The following is a 23,130-nucleotide window of genomic DNA, read 5'->3' on the forward strand; positions in this document are numbered from 1 at the left end:
CACGGTCGTTGGTCCTCGCGGACTTACGACTCATCGAGTAGACCACCACGAGCAGCCTTGCGGGGCTGGCGATCCTTGTCTCCTGTTTGCGCAGGCCATCGCACCCCCATCGTTGCCAACTCGTCGGCCGTAAGTACCTCGCCGTCGAGAATGTCCTCGAGCAGAGACTGCTGGGCCGGTTCGAGGTCGATCAGTTGTGTCAAGACACTCAATAGGTCGGAGAACTCGATCGACCATTCGGCGGGCCACGTTGTGACATTGACGCTATCGAGGGGCGATCTTCTTTTTCCCTTGGGCCTTGCGAGCCGGTAACCGGTCCACGAATCGATGATGTTCGCGCCGCCGACGGTGTAGTCGCGGACCTCCTGGGTCACTCCAGTCCATCGGCCTTCGCCTAGTCGTAGGATTTCTGACTCGGGGTCGTAATCAACGGACGACGGCATCGAGTTGCCGACAGATGTCGCGTAGACCGGGTGTGCGGCTCCTGGCTGGACTCCCTCCTGAACCGAGATCTTTCCTGAGGGGTGTTCGCCCTGATCCCCGTACGTGTGAAGCCAGACGATGTGCCTTCCGAGTTGAACGGCTCGGGTCCATAGTTCTGGGTTCGTTGTAATGGGGACTCGCACGCCCGGGGTCTTGAGATCGGCGGAAAAACGCTCGACGAACCCGGGGTGCGAGCAGACTGCAGCGAGGTAGTACACAACATCGGCGGGGGCGACGCCCAGATCGAATTGGGCTCGCAATGCCTCGACCAAACCTGCGGCCAGGTTAGGCGTTCCGTCAGGATGCAGCATAGGAAGCGCCCGGCCTCCACCACTGCCGCGGAAATGGTGGACGTCAGGAATGAGCGACGTGAAAACAAGCCCTGGCCCTGACTTCGGAAACTCTGAATGGAGCTCGATCGTAAAAACCTGGCCCGGTATGCGTGCGTGCCATAAGTCCGGTGAGGGCTGAATGATCAGCCGTTTATCCGCGATCAGCCATTGTCGATCGAAGGACCGATAGCCGACACGCACGATTTTGGGGTCCGTGATGATGACTGTGGAGTTGAAAGGTGTCAGGGTGTCGGTCTCGACATCGTCACCGAACAGTGGTGTTTTCGTTTTGGTCAGTGACGCGTCGCGGCCCTCGCCGAATTTGGTCGACTTCACGGACGGATCGGATTCGTTGACTAGATCTCGAAGGCGTTCTTCAAGAATGTCTTTACTGGGTCCGTACACCCAGCCCCGTCCTGCGAGGACGCCGTTGGCCCGCCATGGCATCAGATCATCGACAGCAGGGTATTGGTCCCAGGTGTCGGAGCCTGCCGGGACGAACGAGTCGGTCCAGCCAGTGCGAGCTTGTTGCCAACCCGGATCGGAAAGCTGGAGGTGCGCGAGGCGCTCGAACTTTTCGCCTCGAGTTCCGTTGACGTCGATGTATCGGATATCAGCGGGTACGTCTGCGTCGGTGTCCGGGCGACGCAGGAACATCGCAATGGCCACAGGGGTTTCGATGTTGAACACGGCGTTCTTACTCGGGGGCTGCTTGCCCTCCGGCGTGACGTTGATGATCCACCCATGTGAACAAGTCGACCGCAAGTACTGTCGCATTCCGCGAAACCCAGGACCTGAAAGGTACCCGGTAGCAGTGATGAAGCAGACTACGCCGCTGCCGCCGTCGCGAACATCAGGATGATTCGTCGATTCGAAGACCTTCCATGTGGCCCATCGCCAGAAGTAGGCATAGAGGTTGCTCAGGTGCCGCTCGTGCCGCCCGTTTCCCTCCAGTTTGAACGCATTCAGCGGGGGCAGGTTCGTCGCTGGATCGCTGCCGGCCTCGATCCATCCGCCCATGCCGCCGGCATGGTCTTTGTAGGGCGGATTGCCGATGCAGACCTGGATATTGCGCTCGCGTTTGACTGCGTTCGCTTGCTGTCGTTGCTTGGCAATCAGCTGGAGTGTGTAAGAAAGTTGCGTCTTGCTCGCACTGTAGGGGTCTTCGAGGGTGTCAGCGACGTAGAGATTCAGTCCCGAGGCAGGCATCTGCGCCCCTGAATCGCGCAGCGCGGCGGACACTCGCAACTCGGCAACGGAAAACGGCCCGGACTGCAGTTCGATTCCGTACAAGCGTGCAACGGTGCTGGCAACCGCTTCCGGCGCAGCCCCCGGGCCGTACTGCTGGGCAGCAGCGGCACCGACGTGCCTGAGCACAGACAGTGGATATGTTCCTGTACCCATCGCGGGGTCGATGATGCTGACGTGGGGATTGCGCAACCCCTCGGGCTTACCGAGGTGACTTTTCAGAGCGTCGTCTGTGAGTCGGACCATCGCATCCACCACTTCGACCGGGGTGTAATACGAACCGGATTTTTTGCGCTTCTCGGGGTCGTACGTTCCGAGAAAGTGCTCGTAGAGGTGTAGATAGACGTCGTCGCCGCCAGCAGCGATCGCGGGCCACCGTGCGGCGGAGAGAGTCCGCGCAATTATTTCGATGGCGGTCCATGTGGGGGTCTTGGTGACGTGGGCGGTCAACAGGTCCAAAGCCTTACCCATCAGGCTGTAGTTGCCTTCGAGCTTGCGGGCGACATCGTGCAACGTTCCAGCACTGATGTCGATCCCGTCACTGACAGCGAGCACCAGAGCGAAGACCACCGTCTGTGAGAAGCCGTCTGCGAACTCCTCGTCTCGGGAGTGCGGGAACAACAGTGTGCGCCAGTCTCGAGCGATGCCGAGGAACGGTTGTAGGTCAGGATCTGCGCCAGCTTTGATTGCACGTCGCTCTGCCTTGAGGGCCAACCGAACTTCCTCGCGAAGCATCCGAGCCAGCGGTGCCAATGTGTCGACCAGTTTAGAGACCGATGAGATCGGGGCAGGCTCCCACCGCAAGAAGCCGTTGAGCAGCATCTCCATGCGACTCGGCGCTGTGAGCTTGCCTCGTGTTCGCGTCAGACTGGGTGTGTGAAGGCTGACCGGCTCGTCCACCAGTTCGCCGTATCGCCACAGACGCCACTCCACGCCGTTGGTGTGAAGTAGGTTGGGAAGTTCTTTCAGGCGCTGCCACTGCCGGTAGTTGTGGGTCGTCTTTCCGTAACTCTCTGGGTCGAGACTTACCCCTGGCGCTTTGAGCTCGATGTGCCCCACCAAGACGTCGTTGACACGAACACCGAAATCGGGGCGAACCGATCCGTCCTGCTCTCGAACCTCATCGTGCGCAACGGTTTTCATGCCAGATTCGGCTCCCAGGTCTTCGATCAACCTGGCGACAGGGCCGGAAAGCAGCGCTTCACGCTCTCCCGGCCCGTCGAGCTTGTCTTTGGCAGTGGTGCCGAACTGGGCGATAAGGTCCGCAAACGTCATCTGACTACCTCCATTTGTTGGCAAACCGTAACCGTTGAACGCGCGGGCCCGGCGTCCGGGAGGCATGATCGGCTGGGCCGAGAAGCCACCTTTGTACCAAGCCGCAGGCCTGCACACGACCTAAGCGAAACTTGTCCGATGAACCCCGCGGACCCTGCGCGCCGACCCCACACGGCTCGCGAGATCACAGACATCACTCGCCAGGCAGTGATAGACACACTGACACTCGATCGCGACTATTTCTGGGTAGGCAAACTCGACGAAGTCACTTTCCTGAGCGCCCTATACGACCTGCACGACCTTCCCAGCACCGACCGTCGGTACACGGACGCCGCCGGCGACATACACCAGCACTGCATCAACAACACTGACTGGGGAGAGGGCTGGGTCTTCGGGGACACCAGGTTCAGCATCCGCACCGGTCCAGATGATGCTTTCCTTCGGTTTCTCACCCGCACCGTGCACCCTCTCGTACGAGACCCCGATATCGCAGAATCCATGGTCATTCGCCTCAACGAACTGCTCGCCCCCGACAACTACGAGCTGGTCGCAGACGGAACCATCAGTGGGCGAACACTTTACAACTGGCGACGAATCAGTAGCTTCCATGGCGACCGCCCCGCCGGCCTGGTCCTCGACCGAGCAACACTCGACGACCGTACAACTCTCGATCGACATCTGAGACGTATCGAAGCAAGCATCGCAACGGATCCCGAAGCTGCAATCGGCGCGTGCAAAGAGCTGATCGAGTCTGTGTTCATCCAAATCCTCGATGACCTTGGAGGGACCTACAAGCGCAGCGACGACCTCCCAACCCTCTACAAAGCGACCAGCAAAGCGTTGGACATCGCCGGCAAATCAGTCGAAGGTGACGCCGCCGCGAGCTCGGCCGTCAACGGGCTCTTACGAGGACTCGCCAGCTCGGTACAAAGCCTCGGCGAGCTGCGGAACAAAATCGGAACCGGTCACGGCCGAGGATCTCCGAGCACCGCCGATCGACGACACGCCCGGCTCGCCCTGAACTCAGCTGTGGCCATCAGCGAATTCCTGTTCGATGTATGGGACACACGGTAGATCGAAACGCGCTACTCGAATCGGCCTACGACGACATCCGAGGAGCGTGGCGACGTCCGGTCGATCCGGACCCGTGGTGGTATCCGTTCGCGATCCCCGTCGGGGATTCCGACGATGAGGCGGCGAAGCGCTTCTCCGTCGGTCGGTCCGTCGCCACGAGTGTCAGGTGCGGACTGTTCGTCAGTGCCCGGCTCTACAGTGGCGAGTGTGAGCGACAACGAGTCCGCGGCCACGGTGCCTGAGCGTGTGCTCGACGAGTGTGCGCACGTGTTGATCGACAAGATCGATCAACTACTCGATCGGGTGACCGACCGCGCTGTGGCAGCACCGACGCCGGGGTCGGCGGCGTGGGAGTTGGAGTGGAGCATCCGAGACACTCCGATCGGACGTACGCGCGTGGCCGAACGCTCCCGTGTACGAGAAGAATTGGCCCGCCGCGCGTTTGCCGGACTCGACATAGCTGGCAACGCTGCACCGGCTATGCAGAGTCGGCACTCTTCCCCGGTTCGACCCCGTCGGACGAAGCCCGGACGTGTCCGCGTCGACGAGGCACAGCTGACCTTCTTCTGAACCCGCCGCTCGAACTCGTTTCCCGATGGGTGCAGGCGGCGCGACCCCGCTGCTGTCCTGCGGCATCCGTTTACCGACGCACGGTGCGTTTCTTGGTGCCTGCGGTGGATTTGCGGTCCTCGAACTTCAGCTTGAATCCAAATGTCTTGCTGCCCTGGTAGGTACCTGCGGCCAGTGCGCCCTTGGCTCGGTACGTCTTACCTGTCTTGCTTGTGGCGTCGAATTCGATGGTGTCCCCGGCCAGCAGCTTCTCAAGTTCCTGCTCGGTGAAGTCCTTGCCGGGCCAGTGGTCGTTAGCACCCCATCCGCGGCCTTTGAACGTGACCGGCTTGCCTTTCCACACTCCGCTGACCAGATCGGTCCGAGGTGCACGCTCTGCGAACTGCGGGTTGAAGCTCACGTGTGGATAGAGCTTGCTGTCCTTGTCCCTCACACCTGGTTCGAGTTTCCCCGTGCAGGTGAACGTCTTTCCCGACTTCGCGCTCGTCGCGACGATCTCGATGACCCGTCCGGCGAGCAGCGCCGCTACTTCGGTGTCGGTGAACCGGTGGCCACCGAAGACCCGCTTCGCGCGGGTCACGACCGTGCCTGCGTGGGTGAAATGCAGGTGCGGCGGCAGCTCGATCATCTCCACCGCTTCTCGGGTCACTCCGGCCTTGGCCATCCGTGCGGTGAGCTCGCCGGACAACGTCCTCGCATTCGCCTTCATCGTCGCGAGGTCGCGGCGCACCAGATCCGCCACGAGGGACAGATAGTCGGCTGCCTCGCCGGTTCCGGCCTCGATCTGCGCCATCTGCTCGAAGACCTGCTCGGTGATCGTCAGATCCCCGATGTGCGTGCCCGGCAGGATCCGATGGTTGAGTTCACCGATCGCGCTGAGGGTGATCTTGCCGCGCTTCTCGACCATCAGGGCCTTACCGCCCAAGTTGTTCGTGACCTCGGCGTACGTGCTCGTCCGGGTCGCGCCGGTACCTACGCTTCTCTTCTCGAGCTGTTTCATCAACCAGCCCATCGTCGGATGCGGCGGCCGCGGCGGGAAGCCTTCGTGGACGAAGGGGTCCGCGACGGTACCGAGCGCGGTGACTCCTTCCGGCTGGTCGCCGGTCTGCTGGTCCTCCTCGTCGACGACGAACACACCTTTCCATCCGAGTACTGCGGGCACGTTCAGCGAGCCGACGAAATTCGGGTATTTCTCGACGTGCCCGCGATGCTGGTCGTATTCGTAATCGGGGGCGAGCATCGTCAGGTAATTCTTCGCGAGGAGCTCGTAGATCTCCCGACCCAACTCGCCGTAGGCCTTCTCCACTGCCGCGAGGCTCGGCGGGACGTTGGGCCCCGGACGGTTGGCACCGTGCGCGCCACCGGACTTGACGTGGCTCGTGCGCGGGCCGCGATGGCTCAGCGCCGCCGGATCCACGCCCACCACACCGGCGATCGCGTCGACCGATGGAAGCAGCTCGTTGAACTGCTCGATCGAGATGAACTTGTCCTCGGTGCGCGGGTACGACACCACCTGCGCCTCGTACATCTTCTGATAGGTGTCGAGAACGTTCTTCGCCCCGAAGCCCTTCTTCGCCAGCAGAGACGACAGTCCGGCCAGGTCCATCAGTCTCGGCGGTCCCGTTTTCTTGCGTGTGGTCCCGTCGTGGACGACCGGTGACGACTGCAGGCCGCCGGGAACATCGACCTGTGTGTCGAATCGATCGATGTCGGGGTCGGTGTACGTCACGCCGTTCTCGTCCCTAAACCGGTTCTCGTAGAACGCCTTCTTGACGTATCCGTGGTGCGCGTCGAGCCCGTCACCGACGATCACGACCATCGCGGACTTGAGCCGCCCGTTACGCAGTACCGTGCTCGCCCCGGTCGTCTTGGTCGCAACTCTGGTGAACTGCATCGAGAGCATGTCCCACTTCGACCGGAAATCGGCCTTGCGGTAGTCGCCCTCGGCAGCGATCGCCGTGACCGACCGACGGGCTGTGAATGCCTTACGCAGCGATGCCGGTGTCTCGTCCAGGAACTCCATGCGTTCGAGCTTCTTGTTCTCGAGGCCCAGGTACTCCACGATCTCCCAGCCCAGCAGTGAGCCTTCACCGGTCGGATCGAGATCGGCTGCATTGCAGATGCTCTCGCAGCCCGAGAGGGTCGTCTTCAGTTCGTGGAGCAGGCTTTTGGCGTCCGGATCGATGACCAGCTTCCCGCCGGACACCCGGCGCCGGATCTCTCGCTCCCAGCGGAACGTGGCGGGTGAGTCCGCTGCCTGCCGCGGCGGTGGCCAGGGCGAGCAGCAGCAGGACGGTCGCCGAGCCAGCAGCGTAGACACCGAAGACGAGCAGGAGCCCGGCATAGCTGTAGGTGGCCTGCGCCTGCGCGATGACCGCGAGGATCACCCCGAACGTGCACGACAGCGAAGCCAGCGCGTAGCCGACCCCAAACGCAGCCATCCGGGCAGTGGGTGGGAGTCCCGCGGCTGCCCGGCCGGGGATCCGAGGCACCCGCACCGAGACCGAGCGTCCGGCTAGCATCCACAGGCCGAGAACCACCAGCAGGATGCCGACGGCCAGGCCAAGCGACGGCGCGGCGCGAATCAGCCCTCGGGCGCCGGCGCTGACTACCAGGCCAGCTGCCGCGAGGGTGCCGGCGAACCCCACCGCCAACACGAGACCGGCCCGCAGCGCCCGCAGCAGCCGCACCGGGACCGTTGAGGCATCGGTGTCGCCGAGGGTGTGGGTGATCCAGGCCGGGAGTAGCGCGAACCCGCACGGGTTCACGGGCGCGACCATGCCGGCCGCGAAGGCGAGGGTGAGCAGTCCGCCCATGGGTCAGGCTCCGGCCTTTGCCAGTTCGGCGGTGATCGTCGCGGCGTCGGGGTCGGTGGCGCGGAAGGTCACCGTGCCGTCGGCGTCGACGACGATCAGGGTGGACAGAGCGGCCACCTCGAATCGCCGGGAGAGTGCCGCGCCATCGTCGATTGCGGCCGGTACGTGTTCGGCGTCGACGGACTCCATGAAGTCGCCGATCAGGGCCTTGGATTCGCCGGGGTCCATGTCGACGGCGAGGAAGCTTGCCACGGTGCCGGCGTTCTCAGCGGTGGTGGCGGCCTCGCCGAGGGACCGGACGCCGTTGACGCATTCGCCGCACCCGACGGAGAAGAAGAACACCGCGGTGGGCTTCCCGTTGGCGGGCAGGCTGATCTGCTGGCCATCGACGCTGGTCACGGTGGCGGGTGAACCGGAACCGGCGGTCGCGGGGTCGGCACTGTTGCCGCAGGCGGTCAGGGTCAGCGATCCGGCGGCGAGTACGGCGGCGATCGAGAGCGCGGCGTGGTGGCGGCGGGTGATTCTCATCGGTTCTGCTCGTCCTTCGGGTCGACGTTTTCGTTGGTGGGCATGGGCGGGCAGCAGCCGTGGCCGGCGGTGCCGCCGCCGCGGCGGGAGATGGCAATCAGCGCGAGGATCGCCAGGGCGATCCCGGCGCCGATGACCCACGGGTTGCGGAGGAACGCGCCGATACCGGCGATCGCGCCACCGGCGATGAGGATGGGGAGCAAGGCGCAACAGGCGACCATGAGCAGCGCGGCGCCGGCTCCGAGGAGCAGGCCGCTGCCTCCCGGGCGATCGTCGTGGTTGGACATCATCGGTGTTCTCATTCCCTTCAGTGGGTATGGGTCAGCAGCAGCTGTGGCTGTCGTCGGCCGCGGCGGGCGCCTGGAGGCGGTTGAGCAGGCCGGTGGCGAGGGCGGCCCCGATCCGGCACGCCTCGGCCACCGGGACCACCTCCGCGCCGGGGTGCTCGGCCAGCCAGCCCGCGGCGTCCTCGGGGGAGGTGAAGTAGTGCACCTGGTTGCAGAAGGAGGAACGGATCGAGGTGATCTGCTCCGGGTTCACCAGCGACACCACCGCGGTGGGCGGATCGACGCTGGTTGCACCTTCTGTGGGGTCGACGTTGACCCGAACCGGCTCGCCGCTGACCGGGGAGGCCGACTCCACCTTTGCCGGGCGGTCCAGCAGGGCGGGGAAGATCAGCGTGTCCAGCGCACACCAGGTGTAGAGCTCCTCACCGGCCACGGTGAACCGGTGCGGGGTGGGGCGCAGGGTGAGGCCCTGGCCGATGATCCGGCCCTGATCGTCGTACTCGGTGTCCGGCACCGCCGCGAGACCGCGCCGTACGTCATCGAGGGTGCGGCTCGCAGCCGCGGCGAGTTGCTCGACGGTGACGGGGTCGCCGTCGACGAGCAGCCGCAGCAGCGGGATCAGCAGGCCGGCGTCAAGGCCGGTCTCCTCGGGTCGGGTGAGTCGTTGGGGCAGTTGGGTGCTGAGGTCCGACATCGCGGATGCCTCCTTCGTTGAGTGGGGTGGGTGCGGGTCAGGCGCAGCAGGAGAGCTTGGAGACGTCGGTGGTGAAGGCCTTCGCGACGATCCGGATGCCCTCGGTCATGGTCAGGTAAGGCGCCCAGGCGTCGGCGACCTCGGCGATGGTCTTGCCGATGATGTGGACGCCCGCGGCGGCCAGTTCGCCGGCGTCCTTGGCGACCGCGGTCAGGCCGAGGATCTCGCCGGTGTCGGCGTTGGCGACCATCTTGATGAAGCCGCGGGTGTCCCGGTTGACCAGCGTTCGCGGCACGTATTCCAGCGGGAGCACCCGGCAGTCGCAGCGGATCCCGGCCGCGAGGACTTGGGCCTCAGTCATCCCGACTGCGCCGATCGCGGGACTGGTGAACGTGACCCGGGGCAGCCGCATGTAGTCCACCGACCGCTCGGCGTCGGTGAAGGCGTTCTCGGCGACCACGGTGCCGTGGTGGGCGGCGACATAGACGAACTCGGGGTGCCCGGTCACGTCACCGGCCGCCCAGATCCGCGGGTTGGAGGACTGCAGCTGGTCGGTGACCACGATCTCGCCGACCTCGCCAGTCTTCACCTCGACCGCGTCGAGGTTGAGCCCGTCGGTCACCGGTCGGCGGCCGAGAGCGACCAGAACCTCGTCGGCGCGGAACTCCTGCGCGCCACCGGAGACGTCCGCGGTCACCACCACCTGGCCGGTGGCGGCGTCGCGGGTCACGCGGGTCGGGACCGCTCGGCGGACCACCCGGATGCCCTCATCGGCGAAGACCTCCTGCAGCGCCTTGGAGACCTCCGACTCCTCCTTCGACGCGAGCCGGGACCGAACCAGCAGGGTCACCGTCGACCCGAGCCGGGCGAACAGCTGCGCCTGCTCCAGGGCCACGTAGCCACCACCGAGCACCAGCAGCGAGTCGGGGACCTCGGTCAACTCCATCGCCGTAGTCGAGGTCAGGTACCCGGCCTCCTCCAACCCTTGGATCGGCGGGGCCCAGGGACGGGACCCGGTGGCCACCAGGTACTGCGCTGCCTCGATGGTCTCGACGCTGCCATCCGCCGCGGCGACCTCGAGCAGGGGCGAATCCGGAGTGCCGGCGAACGCGGCGTTGCCGCGGCGGACCTGCCAACCGTAGGAGTCGGCGACGTCGACGTACTTCTCACCCCGCAGGGCCTCGACGAGATCCTGCTTTCCGCCGATCAGGGCCGGCATGTCCACCGCGCCCGCGACGCTGGCGATGCCCGGGAACCGGGTCGGCGCGTCCGCGGCCACGTGCCGGGCCTCCGCGGCTGCGATCAGTGCCTTCGACGGCACGCAGCCGGTGTTCACACACGTGCCGCCGAACGTGCCACGCTCGACCATCACCACCGACTTGCCCAGAGAGGTCGCACGAATGGCCGCCGCGAACGCACCGCCGCCGGATCCGATGATCGCGAGGTCGTACCTGGTCTGCATCCCGATTCCTCCCAGAACTGTTGGGAAACGCTCCTGATGCAGCGATACTGGACCTTCCAGTAAAGGGGAAGGTCAAGCGAGACCTGCGACACGATGGAGGCCGGGATGCGGATCGGAGAACTCGCCGAGGCGGCAGGCACGACCACCAAGACTCTGCGGTTCTACGAAGAGCAAGGGCTGCTGCCCCCGGCCGAACGCACACCGGCCGGCTACCGCGACTACACCCCCGACGCGGTCAGCCGGATCGACTTCGTCCACCGCGGCCAAGCGGCCGGGCTCACCCTCGCCCAGATCAAGCAGATCCTCGACATCCGCGACCACGGCCAAGCTCCCTGCGGCCACGTACGTGACCTGCTGGACGCGCGCCTTGCCGACATCGACGCGCAGATCGCCGACCTCACAACACTTCGCGACAACGTGGCTGCGCTCCGCGACGATGCAGCCCTCCCAGAGCCCGAAACCTGTAGCCCCGATCAGGTCTGCAGATACCTATAGCCCTCGCCACTCGGCAGTGACCACCGAGACCAAGGGCGTGATTAGCCGGTGCCAGGTGGGTCCCAGTCAGGCCGTCATCGTGGTCCCAGATCGGGTTGACACAGCCAAGCTTGAGGGCTTCTATCTCTCCTCTAGGGGTGCGGTAGTCGAGGAACCTGCTCCAGTAGTCGAGATGCGTGAGTCGATCGAGAACCAGTGGATCCGTACACCGAATAGTCAGGCATTCGGTAACGCAGTGGGAGGTGCGCCGTCCGTGGCGCACCTCCCACTGCCTTACGCCGGGAGTTCATACTCCTGTGTGGTGACCGCAGGTACTCTTTCGATGGCCGTGAGCGGGTCGCCCTTGAGTTGACCACAGCTGTCTTTCGGCAGCTCGAGGCGCACTGCGCGAGATTGTGGATCTACAGCCCACACCACCGGGATCGGCGCTGAGCCGACAGCATCGCAATCCTCTGGATCGCGGGGTGGGTCGGTCGGTGTGTTCACAACCGCTAGCGCACCGACCACGTCCCCGCCTGCGCGTTCGGTCTGGCGCATTATCTGCGTGCCGTTCTCCGGTCGGTCACCGTAAAATTCACACACCACAAAGCCCACTGCATCGAAGGTGGCCGGAAGTGCGCCTGCGACTGGGGCATTAGGGATACCGGGATTACTGGTCGCGGCACCAGGCATCGCACTCACGACGACGTTCGGGGCAAGGCAAGATGCCTGCGGGACGACCTGACCTGCCGGTAAGGCTACCGATTCGCCGCGGGATTGAAACCAGAACGTAGCCCCGGCGACAACAATGAGCAGCGCGACTCCACCGATAGCCACGCTGCGTCTTCTAGACATGGTCGCATCGTAAGCGCACCACACCCCTAGAGCTTGCTGGTCAGATGTAGAGCAGGTGGGTGGCGGTACCGTCGAAGCGTTCGAGGTTGTCGAGGACGCCGGTGTAGTTTGCGGGCCCACAGGCGACGATAATCCATGGGTCGGCATGGCACCGATCGAGTCGCCCCGTCGATATCGATCATCGGCGACCCGCTCGTCCTCAGGACTGGGCCGGGGCCAGCCGCGCGGACGGGTCGGTGTCGTAGTGCTCACTGGTCTGCGTTCCTGACAGAGTGGAGTCACATTCAGGGCGTTTGTTCACTGTTCACCTGTCCGTCGCCCTATGGTTGCTCGCGGCGGCTGCGACGGTCGACGGGCCGGGTGATACTGCAGTAATGCCGCTGACACCTGACACCCCGCACGAGCGAGATCGGATGCTCGCGTTCGCCGTGCAGTGGATGCCGTACGGGGGCGGCGACGCCGAGGACATCATGGTTGCCTTCGGGATTCCGCCGGAGACGTATTTCCGCAGGCTGCGACACCTGCTGGCCGACCCCGCGCGGCCCGTCGACCTCGATTCCCGGACCACGGACGCTTTGCTGCACGTATGCCGTCGTCGCCTCGAACACAGCGCGGCATCCGCCGGCCGCCCACAGGTAGGGCAATGACCAGCACACGCGAAGCGGCCACCGCCAGGGAATCGGCGCAGTTCATCACACATTCACCTGGGGCGGAACACTCGCCACGTTCCGGTGGCCAGAAGATGAACGCACCCAGCACGAAACCGTCGTCGACCACATCCCGGCGAGGGCCCGACAGCTCCGATCGTGCGCAGGCGCAGATCTTCGCGGCAATGCTGACTGTCGAGATCAACGCTGTTTCGGCGCTCGTCGACGAAGCCGAACAACTCGCCCACAAAGCCGGGCGAATCGGCCAAGGCACCGCCCGGCTCTGGCACAACGAAGAAGCCCGGTCGCAGCGAAAATTGCTGTACGCGCTGCACCGCCAACTCGACGCCCTCCACACACGGTTTACCGATGTCTCGGGGTAGGCACCGACTGCCCGACTCCGGAACCACGCCGGACACCCAATTGACCACACCCCGAACAGAGCGGATCGTTCAAAAGATGACTACCACCGAACACGAGCACATCGACGCCGTCCGCGATCGCCTCGGTGCCCAGTTTCCCGATGTGCCGCGCCCGGTCATCGACGACACCATCGCCGCCGAGCATGCCCGTTTCGAGGGCAACTCCATCCGCGATTTCGTCCCGTTGTTCGTCGAACGCAAAGCCCGCCAAGCACTCCAGGCCCACGCCCACTAGCGGTCCGCGACACTCCGCCGGTTCAGGTCGAGGGAACGCTTTGGTGCAGCCACGAACTCTGCCCGTTCTCGGCAGCACGATCAGCTTCACCGATGCGGGTACCGGTCCACTCGTACTGTTCCTGCACGGCAATCCCACCTCGTCCTACCTGTGGCGCAACATCACGCCCGCCGTCGCAGCACACGGCTACCGCACAATCGCGGTGGATCTGATCGGCATGGGAGCCTCAGGCAGGGTACGGTCCGTCGAGAGCGTGTGACTGGCTAGCTCAGACACCTCGACTTGCTAACCCCGCTTAGTCCGGATAAGAGTACGGTTTCGGGCCAACAGGGCACGCGCCCGGGTCGGCGGTACGTCGCGACCATGGACAGTGGTCACCACAAGATCGAGGCCATCGAGACAAATACTGGCGGCGTCGAGAGGGTCGGCTTGACCGGGATCGATCAACGCGATCTTCGACAAGTCCCCGCCGTGTTCGTGGACGGCAAGGAGCCCGAACTTGGGTTGACCGATCAGGGCGACGTGGTGGCCGGCCGCAGTGGCGGAGGCGACAAGTCCGACGAGAATCGATCCGGCACCGGTGATCGACAGGGCCGTTCCGCGGGCCAGTGCGCCGCGTGGGAGCAGTTCCGACAGCGGCATGGGCACCGGCAGGGTTTTCAGGGTTCGCGAGCGCACAGGGACACTCAGGGCTCGTTCATCGCCTTCGGTCGCGGCGGCCTGCGCGTGCGGCTGCGGCGGGGCGAATACGGGCGAGTCGTCTGAATCGGTGGGAGCGTGGTCTCGGCGTCCAGGGATCGCAGCCATGCTGCGGCGCAGAGCGGCGAGCTGTGCGGCCTGGTCCAAGGTGGTGAGGTCGGGGATCGAGTCGACGGTACCGGCCATGAGCTGCGACCTTTCGCCGAACGGATCAGTCCCCTCAATCTATGGGAACATACGTTCGATGTCGAACTACCTGCGTACGTCCGATCCCCGCACTGATTCCTGAACCCTGGCGGCGTTCACGAGGTATTCGAGACGGAGTTCGGGGTCGGCCGTCAGGTGGCGATGTTCGGCGAGCACCCGGCGGACATGCTCAAGGCCTGCGCGCACGGTGGGGTCGTCGGGGTCGTAGCCCTCATCGACGATGGCGGCGCGTTCTCGATCGGGTCCATACCTACTTGGACGCGGCGGCTTCTGGTGCGGTTCCGGCGTCGTAGATCAGATCGTCGGCCCCTTCGTAGCGGTAGGCCCGCTGCCCACTCGGCAGGGTCACCCACCCCGACTGCCCGTGATCAGGGTCCGGATCGAAGCTGCGGTCATCGGTCATCGGCCAAGTATCCCTCAATCAGATTGCGAAACCGATCCCATTCAAATACCGGGCTACGCTGCCGGCGAGGACGCACCCATGTGGCCCGGAAGTTGCGCCTGTCACCAGTCCCAGGACCACTGCGCTCCGCGCACTACACAACCGATCTCGGCGGTACTTGATCGTCGTCCGCCCTGGCATCGGCGGTAGCGGCTGGGGCCAGCCTGATGAACATCTCGACGCAGAGTGCTCGACCTTTACTGGCGTGGTCGGCTTCGGTCGTACTCCTGGCGTTGATGGCGGCGGCTCCGAGATCTCCGGCCGCGCGGTAGAGGAACGATGTCAGGAGGGCGAGGGTGCGTGGAGCGGGAGTGGTGACGATGGGAGGCTCTCCTTGCTTGATTGCGACATCCGAACTCGATCGACTTCCAGAGCGGCGTGTAGGACGGAAGCTGTTCATGAGCTGTAGCCCCAGGTATGGAACCTTGTTTCTGTACATGCCGGGCAGTAGTTTTCGTCGTCGTGACTCCACCCGGGTGGAGTCACGATCGCGGCGACGGCGGCGCGCCTGTCGAAAGCTGGTAGACCGCATCCGGTGCACCAAACATCCCACCGCTGCGCGCATTCGATTCGATCGGCTTGTGTGATTGCTTTCCCAATCAGGACTGCAGCAGCAGCCGAGACCACAAGTGCCCCAACACCGACCATCAAAATTGAGATCGTCATCTGCAACCTATTCCGCCTGCTCGTCGGTGCCGATTGCTCCGTCGGTAGGCCCCGTTGCGGGGTCGTCCTCGGGTCGAACTGCGCGGAAGTCTGCGCGCGGCATGATGTCTGGATGGAATCGCCATGGAGCGCGGCGTTCTCGTCTGTGCGGTGGCGGTGAGGGGTTCTCGGTTGCCATGGTTCTTTCCTTTCGTCGATCAGTCTGTGTCGATGTCTTCGAGTTGTACGACGAGCCTTTCCCCGACGGGCTGACCCGGTCGCTCGTAGGGGACGAAGTGCGAGTTGACAACGCGATAGCGGGTGCCACGCGGAAGGAGATGGCTCGTGTCGTCTCCCTTGTCCGATGCTCCGAGGTACAGGCCTCGCGTTGTCTGGATCTCGAAGACTGCGTCCGTCGGATGGCTGTGCGCGTCGAGCTCGTGGATCGAGTGGCGGGCGCCGGTGAAGCGGTCGAAGGCTACGACCGAGCCGGGTGAGAGGGTCTCCGGTAGTTCGGATGGATGGATGACGGCGTTGGGCAAGCTCACGACGGTGTAGACCAGGTGTCCACGTCCGGACTCGCGCTCGTACCGCTGGATGGCGCGGTCGACCCGCTGGATGTGGCGGCGCTGGTCGTCATCGAGCCGCACTGCATCGCCGTTGACATCGGACAACGCGTCGTTGGTGCGCTTCCAATTGTCTGGATCACCGATCAGCGAGCTCATCGCGCGGTACTGGGCATGTGGAACGTTTTGCTCGACAGTTCTCTTGGTAGCCGATCGTGCATTGCGCTGGCGTGCGCTGAGACTTCGGCGGAGTTCGATTGCAGCCGGCAGCGTCCGTCTTTTTCGTTCGTTCGTGATCGGCGCGGTGGTGTTTCGAGGAAAGGCTCGTTCGAGGTCGCGGCGCGCGCGTGTGAGACCGGGGAGTCCTTCGATGTCGGTATCGAGACCGCGGGCGTGCTCCCGGTTCGCGGCTCGGTCGGCGAAGCTTGCGTGGGGTAGAACTACCCCCTGCTTCTTCTCCAGGTCTCCGCTGGATCCACGGTCGGGGTCGAACGCGCCCCCGTCTGGGGTGACGCGATTGCGACTACGGCGCGCGGACGACATCGAACTCTGCACTGACGGGATCTCGCGGTTCTGGGCGCATAGGGAGTACTGCCATCCCGCGCCGAGCGGCTTGGCTGACGCGACCTGCAGCGACGCCGAGGTGTTCGACGGCGCTGCAGGTGCACGATTGTCGGGTGCCGCCACCCGGCGACGCGACTGCCGGGGTGAGGGTCATCCCGGCCGACCGGGCAGATCGGTTGGGGTTCCAATCGTCCATGCGACATCGACGACGTCGGACAGGGTCCGACTCAGGTGGCCACAACTGGTGCATTCGCCGGGCAGTTTCTGCGAGACGAGAGCGAAGAAATGCTCGTCGCACGCGAGGTGGGCCATGAGCTGCCCGCCGGCGCAGCAATCCTTCATCGCCACGGCCCACCGTGCACCCCGTGGCGCGGATCGTCCGTCCCGAGAACGGGGTTCCAGCGAGCAGACGTCGCATGCAAGCTCGATATGGGTGATGGCGTCGGTTCGTTCGGTGCTCATCGCACGGCCCCCTCTGGTTGTCTACGGGATTCCACGTCAGCTCGCCATGGCGTCGTGTTCGCTGTGCTCGTTGTGGTGGTCGTTCTGGTGGTGCTCGGATGCCGGCCCGTCGTGGTTCTGCTGTCCGCTCTCGTGCCCATGGGGTTCGCCGCCGGTGCTGTCTGTATCTGCCGACGGGCTCGGCGCGGGCTCTTTCTTGGTGGTGGCAGGTTTTGCGGCTCCCTTCAGTGATGGGCGGACGTAGCCGCCCTTCTTCAGTTGGGCGGTGGTGAAGCCTGCAGCTTTGGCGGCGTCGTAGGCCGCGATGAACTCGGCGGTCGACTCGACGTGTTCAGCCTGGGCTTTGGCGACTGCATCGGCCTTCTGTCGGCTGTTCTCGGCTGCTTCGACGAGGTTGCGCATCGCAGTGAACTGCGGGCCGAGGATCTCGCGGGTGGTTGCATCGGCCTGGTCGGCGGTCTTGGGCATGATTTCCTTCTTTCGTGTTGTGTGCAAGGGACTTTCATTCATCATGGAAGGAGGTTTGCGGTCGATCTGGTGGTCAGTTCATTGGTTCCGACTCACCTGCAGGGGTCGCAGCGGTGTCGTCGAGACCGCAGAGTTGCCTGGCCGCGGCGGCATCGCCGCGGGTGATGGGCAGGGCGTATATCTGAGCCACGCGAAGGTATTTCGCTGCAAAGGCACACGCGAAGTCGCTGTTGTCCGGATGCCATCGAGAAAGACCGCGCTGAGCTCTGTCTTCGACTGCCGGCGCGCTGGCGACGATGATGTTGTTGTGGACGTCGCTGACGAATCGTTGCTGCTGTTCAGGTGTCCACGCAGCCGCGCCCAACGTCCACGCAGCATCCAATGGGTAGACGTAATCCGTTGCCGCAACCTCTTTTTCAGTTGCCACATCGTATTCGGCGGTGGCACCGGTGTATGGATCGTTCAACACGCCCTGTGCCACAACGCAATTGTCCGTCCCGGCAACGAATGTGACGTCGTCGAGCTCCGCTGCCAACGCGATGTTCATGGTGTCGCATCCGTGATCGCTCTCCGGCGGCCGCACCTCGAGTTCCACCGATCGCCGATCATCGGGCCACCTCGCCGCGCTGTCGAGATCGGCGACGACGGGCAACGCGTCGAGAAGGCCCGCAACGGTGATGACGTCGTGGAAGACCTGGGGCGGTGGCGGTGACGAGTCAACCTCACGGTGGTGGTCCGTGGTTATAACCACGACGGCCGCGGCCGCCACGGCGACCATCGCGGCGGCCGCACCGGCTGTCCATGCGATCTGATGTGTCTTCGCCATCGTGGCGATCACCTCTTCGGGAGCTGTCGAGTTCGGGGAAGAAAAGAAATCTGTGGCGGGACGACGTGCAGGGAGGAGAAGGGTCAGGACGCGACGAGGGCGAGCGCCGTGCCGAGTACGAGATACGGGCCCAGCGCGATATGCGACCGCGCAGGCTCGGATCGGATCGCTCGAAGAACTCGGGCGACGATCACTCCGACGAATGCCGTCAGAATCGAGAACACCAGCGCCGCAGGGAGAGCTGCCCATCCGACGTAGCCGAGGACCATCGCGAGCGAGACCGTCAGGCGCGCATCACCGATACCGATTCCGCCGCGCAGAAGAACGGCAAGCGCGAAGAACACCACACCTGCTGCAGGGCCGGCGAGGAGGGCGCGGCCGACCGCGCCCCAGGTGCCGTGAACGACTCCAGTGAGCAGAATCATTGCTGCAGTTCCACCGGCGGCCAGATACGCAAGAGCGGACGGAATCCGTTGCACGCGTTGATCGATCCACGCAATCCAGGGCAATACGAGAGCCAAGAACACCAAAGCCGCATGCGGTGAACTCGCCGGAGTGCTGGCGGGCACAGAGACGACGCCCCACACGACGCCGGAGACGATGACGGGAACTTTCGTCCCCAGCGCCGCCTCGTCGACAGAGATCTCGACCCGTTCACACACCGCGATGACCGTGGGCCGCAGCGCGGCCGCCAGGAGTGCGCCGACGATCCCAGCCATCGCAACGATCGAGATGCGGCTGACAGCCGCAATCCCGGCTCCTGCCTGGGTGCCGGCCCAGGATGCCGACGAGGCCACGATCAAGACCCAGAGGAGGCCTGCCGCCAGGGCGACAACGACACTTCTGACGTAGTCGCTACGCAACATCAGCTTCTCGTTCACCATCAGAACGAGCGGCGTACACGGCCATCCGGGCACGGTAGCGAATCTTCTTCTTCAGCGCTGAGCCGAGATCGATTCCGAGCACGTCCGCGAGATGCTCCGTGGACCACTGCCTCCGAAGCGCGATCGAGACGATCTCTGCCTGCTCTGCAAGTGTGAGCGGCAGTCGCCATTCGCCGCACAACCGACGGTAGACGGCCGCCTCGTCGATGCCGCGGATGCCTCGGGGCGAATGTGGACGCGCTCGAGGGTCGTCGATTTCGTCGTCGTCCCAAGCAAGCGGCGTCGCCCATCCCTGCTCGCGGGCTGCGTTCCGTACCTGTTCGTCCGGACCTGGTGTCATGGAGATCTGGTCGTAGACATCGTTGATGACGGACCAGACCTCACTGGGGACGACTTGATCAGACGGCAACGTCGAGAGCTTGGGGACCGACAGTCCGGTCAGTTCGGACAGCGCTTGCACCGAGTAGCCCATCGCGACGAGTGCCCGGATTCGTCGCTGAGCTCCGACACCGAGTGTCATCGCCCGACCCCGGCTGGGGTGGAAGGTGACGCCGAGAATCGCTTTCGAGATGCTCGCGGTGATCTCGGTACATCTGAGGTTGGCGACCGTTTCCACATCGCTGAGGTTGAGCTTCGTCAGGTCGAGGATCATCTGGTCGGGCATGCCGCCGAGCCGTAAGGACAGCAGATGGCGGCGGGCCGGGCCGGAGGGCACCGATGAGGTACTCCCACGGCGAGATGTTCTGTTAGATCCCGCCGCGGGAGCGGAGCGAGGCTGCGCACGCGCAGCACCACTGCCGTCGCTCGTCGGACCGAAGGAACCACCCCTCGGCGTCGTCGAGCAACTCCATGAACCGGTATTCCGGTCGCGATTCATTGTATTGCTATTGGGCACTGCATCACACAGTGCGGGGGGAAGTTTCTTTTGCGTACGCGAAACCACGTCGACGTCAGTCATAGTGCATCCCTTTTCAGTTGATGCGGTTGGTCAGACCGCACATCAGATGTTGGGGACACTACCTCGCGGGAGTGCATCGCGTCCAGACCGTCGGGTCGTTTTTCTTCGGTGATGAGAGCGCCGCGGTCGTACAGTCCGCCGGCCGCAACGCCGGTATAACGATCTGCCTCGGCTCTTGTTCGGCATGCGACGAAGGCTGCGAGCGGGCAGATCTCGCATGATTCGAGGAGATCCGCTGCAGCGAGGGTTGCTTGCCGGCGGCGTTCGAGGCGTGGGAGCCGTGACTGCAGCATCTCTGCGACGGTCACTTCACGCGAGGCCCAGTTGCTGTCTCGGACACACTGTCCGAGTGGCATCGTGAACGATTCTCTGCTCGCGATCGCGCGTAGTTCTGCGCGGCGACCACTGGTGGCTTTCGTTCTCATCCCCGGTCACCTCCGTGCAGACGAGCCTGTCGGGCTGAATAGGCGGTGCGGCCGGCGCTGATCGCGACGGCTCCGAGTGCGATGACGACAGCGAGAGCGACGATCAGTCGTCGACCGTCGAGACCGGCACCGTCCGATGCCGGGATCGCCACCATCGGGGATGCCTCGCTGGCGATCAGGATGGAATGGTCGACCATCCAGGCGATGGCTGTCGACCACCACAGGCCTGCGGATCCGAGAGCCATGGTGGCCGCGAGGGGGGCGATCCAGATCAGCGCCATCTGATCGTCGTCCGAGAGTGCTTTGCTGTTGTTGCCGTGCTGGGGCATGTGGTTGTTCCTCTTCTGATCGAGTGTCTCGCAGGGTGATTCAGGTGGCGAGGGCAAGAGGGCGACGAACTTGAACGGTCACATCGAGAGGAATGTCGAGCACCCCCTCGGCATCGCCGTCGCCGCGCCAGGTCAGCCCGACCATGTCGTCGCCGGAGTCGTCGCCGTAGATGGCGGGCTCGTTGTCGACGACCACCCAGATCCCGGCGTCCTCGTCGAGGAGAATCAGGTCGCCGGCCACGAGGTCGACCGGGGCGGTGTCTTCGGATTCGCCGTAGCCCTCCCAGTCGTCGACGTCCGAGTCGGAGTCGGGCACCACCTGCAGGTGCGGGCGGTCGAAGCGCACCGGCGAGGCCGGCACGAGGACGGCATGCTCCTCTTTCGACGTCTGAGAGTCGTGCGCGGGCTCGCGAACGGCGGGGGTGTCGAGGTTGAGCATTGCCATCGGCGACGAAGCGCGACGAGCGGTCTCACTGTCCGCGCGAGTCTTTCGCCTGGCGACGGGATCGAGGTTGGGATGGTCCGCCGCGCGCGCCCACGGCGCACCGGTGACGTGATGGAAGCGGATCTCTTCTTCACCGTCCTCGGTGCCGCCGGGATCCGGGTCGAGAATCACCAACCGCTCGTGCCGCACTTCGAGAGGACGCAGGCGGTCCAGCACTGCGGCGTCCTCAGTGTCTGGCGCGGTTTTGCGGGGGTCGGGAGTGAAGTAGGTCTGAATTTCGACGGCTTGGTTGTGGTCGTTGACACTGGTCGCACGCCCACGACATCCGCGTGGGATACCGACTCCGGTGGTTGCCGATTCCCACATCATCATCGCGCCCTGCGGACTCAACCGACCCATCGATACGCGCTGGCGAAAGTTGTCTCGCATGTCTCCGCCGAAGTACTCGGCATCGGGACGCTGCGTTCCCAACACCATGTGGCACTTCGCTGTGCGACCTTTTCGCCCGATCGACGCCACTTCCTGAAGGGTCTTCGGCTTGGTGGGGTCGCCCTTACCTTTGATGCTCGAGTACCAGTTGAGCAGGTTGCCACGAAAATCGGCGTACTCGTCGATGAACAGAACGACAGGCTCGAAGTCGGCCTCGGTAGCTTCTCCGTTGACGATCAGCGAGTACCGGGTTTCCATCAGCTTCCAGAACCGATGAATTACTGCGATCTGGTGCTCCATGTGACTGGCGACGATCTGCACATTCGGCCAGTCCTGGAACCCCAAGAACTCGACCCCTTTTCCGTCGACGACCCACACAGGCCAGCCGTGCGCGGTGAGCTGTGTCAGCAGGGTGTGAGCGGTGACGGTCTTTCCGGTTCCGGATGCGCCGACGAGCATGAAGTGCGGGTCGATCGCCGGCCGCCACACCATGGGGTTGCCGTCCTCGTCTTCGCCGTACGAAATCGCGACCGAGTCGTAGTCGGAGTGCGCCAGGTCGCTGAGGTCGACAGCGGACTTTTCGTCGACGAGACCGGCCGGGTTGTAGAGCTTCTTCGGAAAGGTCGGACGCACCTCGAAACGCACCCAGTCCGTTTCGAGGTTCCAGCGAGCACGCCACCGCCCGGGCAGATTGACGCTCACCACGCGCTGCACTCGGGCCCGATAGCCCTCGGACTCGAGTCGATGTCCTACTTCGTGAGTGGCCTCGACAGCGAGTAGATCCCCGGTGCTCGGGTCCGTCTCGTGCTTGGTGATCTTTCCGGTGGGGCCGAGCAGCGCGAGAATTGTGCGCGTGGCTTTGACGAGTTCGGGCGATAGGTGCGTCTCGGAGATGGACCGAGTGTCTGGGACGAGAACGAGCCGGCGTTTGCGTGTGTTGTGCTTCTGGATCCGGTATCGGCCCCAGTTCTGCTGGGAGAGCAGTTCGACGACGCGGGGCTCCCACTGTTCGTCGAGAAGGAGCGCGGCCGACTGGTATCGGACGGTGATCCGGCCCGGGCGGCCGGGCCATTGTCCGCTCCACCGAGTCGCCGTCATTACTTCGCGGGTCGGCGGTGCAGCGGTCAGCCTGCAGAGCTGCTCGATAGCCCGATCGGTCTCCTCGGCTCGGATCGTGGCTCGATAGCCGTTGTAGCTGACGGCCGCGCCCGCCCCGACGCCGAGGGCTGCCCCGCCCCATGCGATCGCGGTGTCGAGGTCGAGTATCGGGCCCAGTGCTGCCGACACGACTCCACCGGTCACGCAGAGCACGCAGTTGCGGATCCACGGATTGTTTCGGGGCTCAAGCGAGGGTGCATCACGCAGCGACCGGTATCCGT

At 64.4% G+C, this 23,130-nt stretch carries 26 protein-coding genes; 7 read left to right on the forward strand and 19 right to left on the reverse strand.

The features are described from left to right. Positions 1-23: 23 nt before the first annotated feature. Positions 24-2,891, reverse strand: a complete 2,868-nt coding sequence (locus AB0O58_RS17725; RefSeq protein ID WP_366238576.1) for a type ISP restriction/modification enzyme — start codon at positions 2,889-2,891, stop codon at positions 24-26. 162 nt (positions 2,892-3,053) lie between these two features. On the opposite strand from AB0O58_RS17725, the gene AB0O58_RS17730 reads away from it, so the two are divergent. Together AB0O58_RS17730 and AB0O58_RS17735 are read left to right on the forward strand one after the other, a co-directional pair. Beyond that, positions 3,054-4,412, forward strand: coding sequence for an abortive infection family protein (locus AB0O58_RS17730; RefSeq protein WP_366238550.1), 1,359 nt, complete (start codon positions 3,054-3,056; stop codon positions 4,410-4,412). A gap of 207 nt (positions 4,413-4,619) precedes the next feature. Further along, positions 4,620-4,982: a hypothetical protein gene (locus tag AB0O58_RS17735; RefSeq protein WP_366238551.1), complete on the forward strand. Its 363-nt coding sequence runs from the start codon at positions 4,620-4,622 to the stop codon at positions 4,980-4,982. Between the two features lie 70 nt (positions 4,983-5,052). On the opposite strand, the gene AB0O58_RS17740 is transcribed toward AB0O58_RS17735, so the two are convergent. Genes AB0O58_RS17740 through merA form a run of 6 tightly spaced genes read right to left on the reverse strand, consistent with a single transcriptional unit; the run spans position 5,053 to position 10,769 of the window. Next, positions 5,053-7,188, reverse strand: coding sequence for a DNA topoisomerase (locus tag AB0O58_RS17740; RefSeq protein WP_366238552.1), 2,136 nt, complete (start codon positions 7,186-7,188; stop codon positions 5,053-5,055). After that, a complete protein-coding gene (locus AB0O58_RS17745; protein ID WP_366238553.1) occupies positions 7,070-7,798 on the reverse strand; it encodes a cytochrome c biogenesis protein CcdA in 729 nt (242 codons plus the stop codon). Before AB0O58_RS17745 ends, AB0O58_RS17740 begins: the two co-directional genes overlap by 119 nt. Before the next feature lie 3 nt (positions 7,799-7,801). After that, the gene (locus tag AB0O58_RS17750) at positions 7,802-8,326 is read right to left on the reverse strand and encodes a redoxin family protein (RefSeq protein ID WP_006246580.1); all 525 of its coding nucleotides are present in this window, start codon (positions 8,324-8,326) and stop codon (positions 7,802-7,804) included. Continuing rightward, positions 8,323-8,616, reverse strand: coding sequence for a hypothetical protein (locus AB0O58_RS17755; protein WP_006246581.1), 294 nt, complete (start codon positions 8,614-8,616; stop codon positions 8,323-8,325). The genes AB0O58_RS17750 and AB0O58_RS17755 overlap by 4 nt, the downstream gene beginning before the upstream one ends. A 31-nt stretch (positions 8,617-8,647) precedes the next feature. Next, positions 8,648-9,307, reverse strand: a complete 660-nt coding sequence (gene merB, locus AB0O58_RS17760) for an organomercurial lyase MerB (protein WP_006246582.1) — start codon at positions 9,305-9,307, stop codon at positions 8,648-8,650. Between the two features lie 37 nt (positions 9,308-9,344). Continuing rightward, a complete protein-coding gene (merA, locus tag AB0O58_RS17765; protein ID WP_006246583.1) occupies positions 9,345-10,769 on the reverse strand; it encodes a mercury(II) reductase in 1,425 nt (474 codons plus the stop codon). Positions 10,770-10,874: 105 nt separating this feature from the next. Here merA and AB0O58_RS17770 point away from each other — a divergent pair, with 105 nt between their 5' ends. From AB0O58_RS17770 to AB0O58_RS17790, 5 genes are all read left to right on the forward strand, one after another. Next, positions 10,875-11,264, forward strand: coding sequence for a heavy metal-responsive transcriptional regulator (locus AB0O58_RS17770; RefSeq protein WP_006246584.1), 390 nt, complete (start codon positions 10,875-10,877; stop codon positions 11,262-11,264). A gap of 1,208 nt (positions 11,265-12,472) precedes the next feature. Continuing rightward, positions 12,473-12,745, forward strand: a complete 273-nt coding sequence (locus tag AB0O58_RS17775; protein WP_042940340.1) for a DUF3263 domain-containing protein — start codon at positions 12,473-12,475, stop codon at positions 12,743-12,745. Then, the gene (locus tag AB0O58_RS17780; RefSeq protein WP_008720645.1) at positions 12,742-13,128 is read left to right on the forward strand and encodes a hypothetical protein; all 387 of its coding nucleotides are present in this window, start codon (positions 12,742-12,744) and stop codon (positions 13,126-13,128) included. Before AB0O58_RS17775 ends, AB0O58_RS17780 begins: the two co-directional genes overlap by 4 nt. Before the next feature lie 76 nt (positions 13,129-13,204). Further along, positions 13,205-13,402, forward strand: a complete 198-nt coding sequence (locus AB0O58_RS17785) for a three-helix bundle dimerization domain-containing protein (protein ID WP_008720647.1) — start codon at positions 13,205-13,207, stop codon at positions 13,400-13,402. A 43-nt stretch (positions 13,403-13,445) separates the two neighbouring features. After that, complete coding sequence (locus AB0O58_RS17790) at positions 13,446-13,661, forward strand: alpha/beta fold hydrolase (protein ID WP_042940341.1); 216 nt, start codon at positions 13,446-13,448, stop codon at positions 13,659-13,661. A gap of 26 nt (positions 13,662-13,687) precedes the next feature. On the opposite strand, the gene AB0O58_RS17795 is transcribed toward AB0O58_RS17790, so the two are convergent. From AB0O58_RS17795 to AB0O58_RS17850, 12 genes are all read right to left on the reverse strand, one after another. Next, the gene (locus AB0O58_RS17795) at positions 13,688-14,287 is read right to left on the reverse strand and encodes a hypothetical protein (protein ID WP_008720648.1); all 600 of its coding nucleotides are present in this window, start codon (positions 14,285-14,287) and stop codon (positions 13,688-13,690) included. A gap of 271 nt (positions 14,288-14,558) precedes the next feature. Beyond that, positions 14,559-14,711, reverse strand: coding sequence for a hypothetical protein (locus AB0O58_RS17800; protein WP_198289538.1), 153 nt, complete (start codon positions 14,709-14,711; stop codon positions 14,559-14,561). Positions 14,712-15,423: 712 nt separating this feature from the next. Then, entirely contained in the window at positions 15,424-15,594 is a 171-nt protein-coding gene (locus AB0O58_RS17805) for a hypothetical protein (RefSeq protein ID WP_157226226.1), read from the reverse strand. Between the two features lie 19 nt (positions 15,595-15,613). Then, a complete protein-coding gene (locus AB0O58_RS17810; RefSeq protein ID WP_008720649.1) occupies positions 15,614-16,648 on the reverse strand; it encodes a hypothetical protein in 1,035 nt (344 codons plus the stop codon). Positions 16,649-16,675: 27 nt separating this feature from the next. Continuing rightward, on the reverse strand, positions 16,676-16,987 hold the full coding sequence (locus AB0O58_RS17815) for a hypothetical protein (RefSeq protein ID WP_008720650.1): 312 nt from the start codon (positions 16,985-16,987) through the stop codon (positions 16,676-16,678). Positions 16,988-17,023: 36 nt separating this feature from the next. Next, positions 17,024-17,455: a hypothetical protein gene (locus AB0O58_RS17820; protein WP_008720651.1), complete on the reverse strand. Its 432-nt coding sequence runs from the start codon at positions 17,453-17,455 to the stop codon at positions 17,024-17,026. 73 nt (positions 17,456-17,528) lie between these two features. Beyond that, positions 17,529-18,281: a hypothetical protein gene (locus AB0O58_RS17825; RefSeq protein WP_008720652.1), complete on the reverse strand. Its 753-nt coding sequence runs from the start codon at positions 18,279-18,281 to the stop codon at positions 17,529-17,531. Positions 18,282-18,364: 83 nt separating this feature from the next. Further along, positions 18,365-19,165, reverse strand: coding sequence for an A24 family peptidase (locus AB0O58_RS17830; RefSeq protein WP_051048279.1), 801 nt, complete (start codon positions 19,163-19,165; stop codon positions 18,365-18,367). Next, positions 19,137-19,880 carry a hypothetical protein gene (locus tag AB0O58_RS17835; protein ID WP_008720654.1) on the reverse strand — a complete coding sequence of 248 codons (744 nt, stop codon included), beginning with the start codon at positions 19,878-19,880 and terminating at the stop codon, positions 19,137-19,139. Before AB0O58_RS17835 ends, AB0O58_RS17830 begins: the two co-directional genes overlap by 29 nt. Positions 19,881-20,119: 239 nt before the next feature. Next, positions 20,120-20,548 carry a hypothetical protein gene (locus AB0O58_RS17840; RefSeq protein ID WP_008720655.1) on the reverse strand — a complete coding sequence of 143 codons (429 nt, stop codon included), beginning with the start codon at positions 20,546-20,548 and terminating at the stop codon, positions 20,120-20,122. After that, entirely contained in the window at positions 20,545-20,877 is a 333-nt protein-coding gene (locus AB0O58_RS17845; RefSeq protein ID WP_008720656.1) for a hypothetical protein, read from the reverse strand. Before AB0O58_RS17845 ends, AB0O58_RS17840 begins: the two co-directional genes overlap by 4 nt. A 40-nt stretch (positions 20,878-20,917) precedes the next feature. Then, on the reverse strand, positions 20,918-23,053 hold the full coding sequence (locus AB0O58_RS17850; protein WP_300402789.1) for an FtsK/SpoIIIE domain-containing protein: 2,136 nt from the start codon (positions 23,051-23,053) through the stop codon (positions 20,918-20,920). Positions 23,054-23,130 lie beyond the last annotated feature (77 nt).

It is taken from the genome of Rhodococcus sp. NPDC080181 (genome assembly GCF_040702225.1).
Lineage (GTDB): Bacteria > Actinomycetota > Actinomycetes > Mycobacteriales > Mycobacteriaceae > Rhodococcoides > Rhodococcoides fascians.

What these genes read in the sequence shown, in the direction of transcription:
- AB0O58_RS17725 (WP_366238576.1), bottom strand. Translation starts at nt 2,891, where the DNA reads ATGGAGATGCTGCTCAACGGCTTCTTGCGGTGGGAGCCTGCCCCGATC.
- AB0O58_RS17745 (WP_366238553.1), bottom strand. Translation starts at nt 7,798, where the DNA reads ATGGGCGGACTGCTCACCCTCGCCTTCGCGGCCGGCATGGTCGCGCCC.
- AB0O58_RS17750 (WP_006246580.1), bottom strand. Translation starts at nt 8,326, where the DNA reads ATGAGAATCACCCGCCGCCACCACGCCGCGCTCTCGATCGCCGCCGTA.
- AB0O58_RS17755 (WP_006246581.1), bottom strand. Translation starts at nt 8,616, where the DNA reads ATGATGTCCAACCACGACGATCGCCCGGGAGGCAGCGGCCTGCTCCTC.
- merB (WP_006246582.1), bottom strand. Translation starts at nt 9,307, where the DNA reads ATGTCGGACCTCAGCACCCAACTGCCCCAACGACTCACCCGACCCGAG.
- merA (WP_006246583.1), bottom strand. Translation starts at nt 10,769, where the DNA reads ATGCAGACCAGGTACGACCTCGCGATCATCGGATCCGGCGGCGGTGCG.
- AB0O58_RS17770 (WP_006246584.1), top strand. Translation starts at nt 10,875, where the DNA reads ATGCGGATCGGAGAACTCGCCGAGGCGGCAGGCACGACCACCAAGACT.
- AB0O58_RS17775 (WP_042940340.1), top strand. Translation starts at nt 12,473, where the DNA reads ATGCCGCTGACACCTGACACCCCGCACGAGCGAGATCGGATGCTCGCG.
- AB0O58_RS17780 (WP_008720645.1), top strand. Translation starts at nt 12,742, where the DNA reads ATGACCAGCACACGCGAAGCGGCCACCGCCAGGGAATCGGCGCAGTTC.
- AB0O58_RS17785 (WP_008720647.1), top strand. Translation starts at nt 13,205, where the DNA reads ATGACTACCACCGAACACGAGCACATCGACGCCGTCCGCGATCGCCTC.
- AB0O58_RS17795 (WP_008720648.1), bottom strand. Translation starts at nt 14,287, where the DNA reads ATGGCCGGTACCGTCGACTCGATCCCCGACCTCACCACCTTGGACCAG.
- AB0O58_RS17800 (WP_198289538.1), bottom strand. Translation starts at nt 14,711, where the DNA reads ATGACCGATGACCGCAGCTTCGATCCGGACCCTGATCACGGGCAGTCG.
- AB0O58_RS17805 (WP_157226226.1), bottom strand. Translation starts at nt 15,594, where the DNA reads ATGGCAACCGAGAACCCCTCACCGCCACCGCACAGACGAGAACGCCGC.
- AB0O58_RS17815 (WP_008720650.1), bottom strand. Translation starts at nt 16,987, where the DNA reads ATGAGCACCGAACGAACCGACGCCATCACCCATATCGAGCTTGCATGC.
- AB0O58_RS17820 (WP_008720651.1), bottom strand. Translation starts at nt 17,455, where the DNA reads ATGCCCAAGACCGCCGACCAGGCCGATGCAACCACCCGCGAGATCCTC.
- AB0O58_RS17825 (WP_008720652.1), bottom strand. Translation starts at nt 18,281, where the DNA reads ATGGCGAAGACACATCAGATCGCATGGACAGCCGGTGCGGCCGCCGCG.
- AB0O58_RS17830 (WP_051048279.1), bottom strand. Translation starts at nt 19,165, where the DNA reads ATGGTGAACGAGAAGCTGATGTTGCGTAGCGACTACGTCAGAAGTGTC.
- AB0O58_RS17840 (WP_008720655.1), bottom strand. Translation starts at nt 20,548, where the DNA reads ATGAGAACGAAAGCCACCAGTGGTCGCCGCGCAGAACTACGCGCGATC.
- AB0O58_RS17845 (WP_008720656.1), bottom strand. Translation starts at nt 20,877, where the DNA reads ATGCCCCAGCACGGCAACAACAGCAAAGCACTCTCGGACGACGATCAG.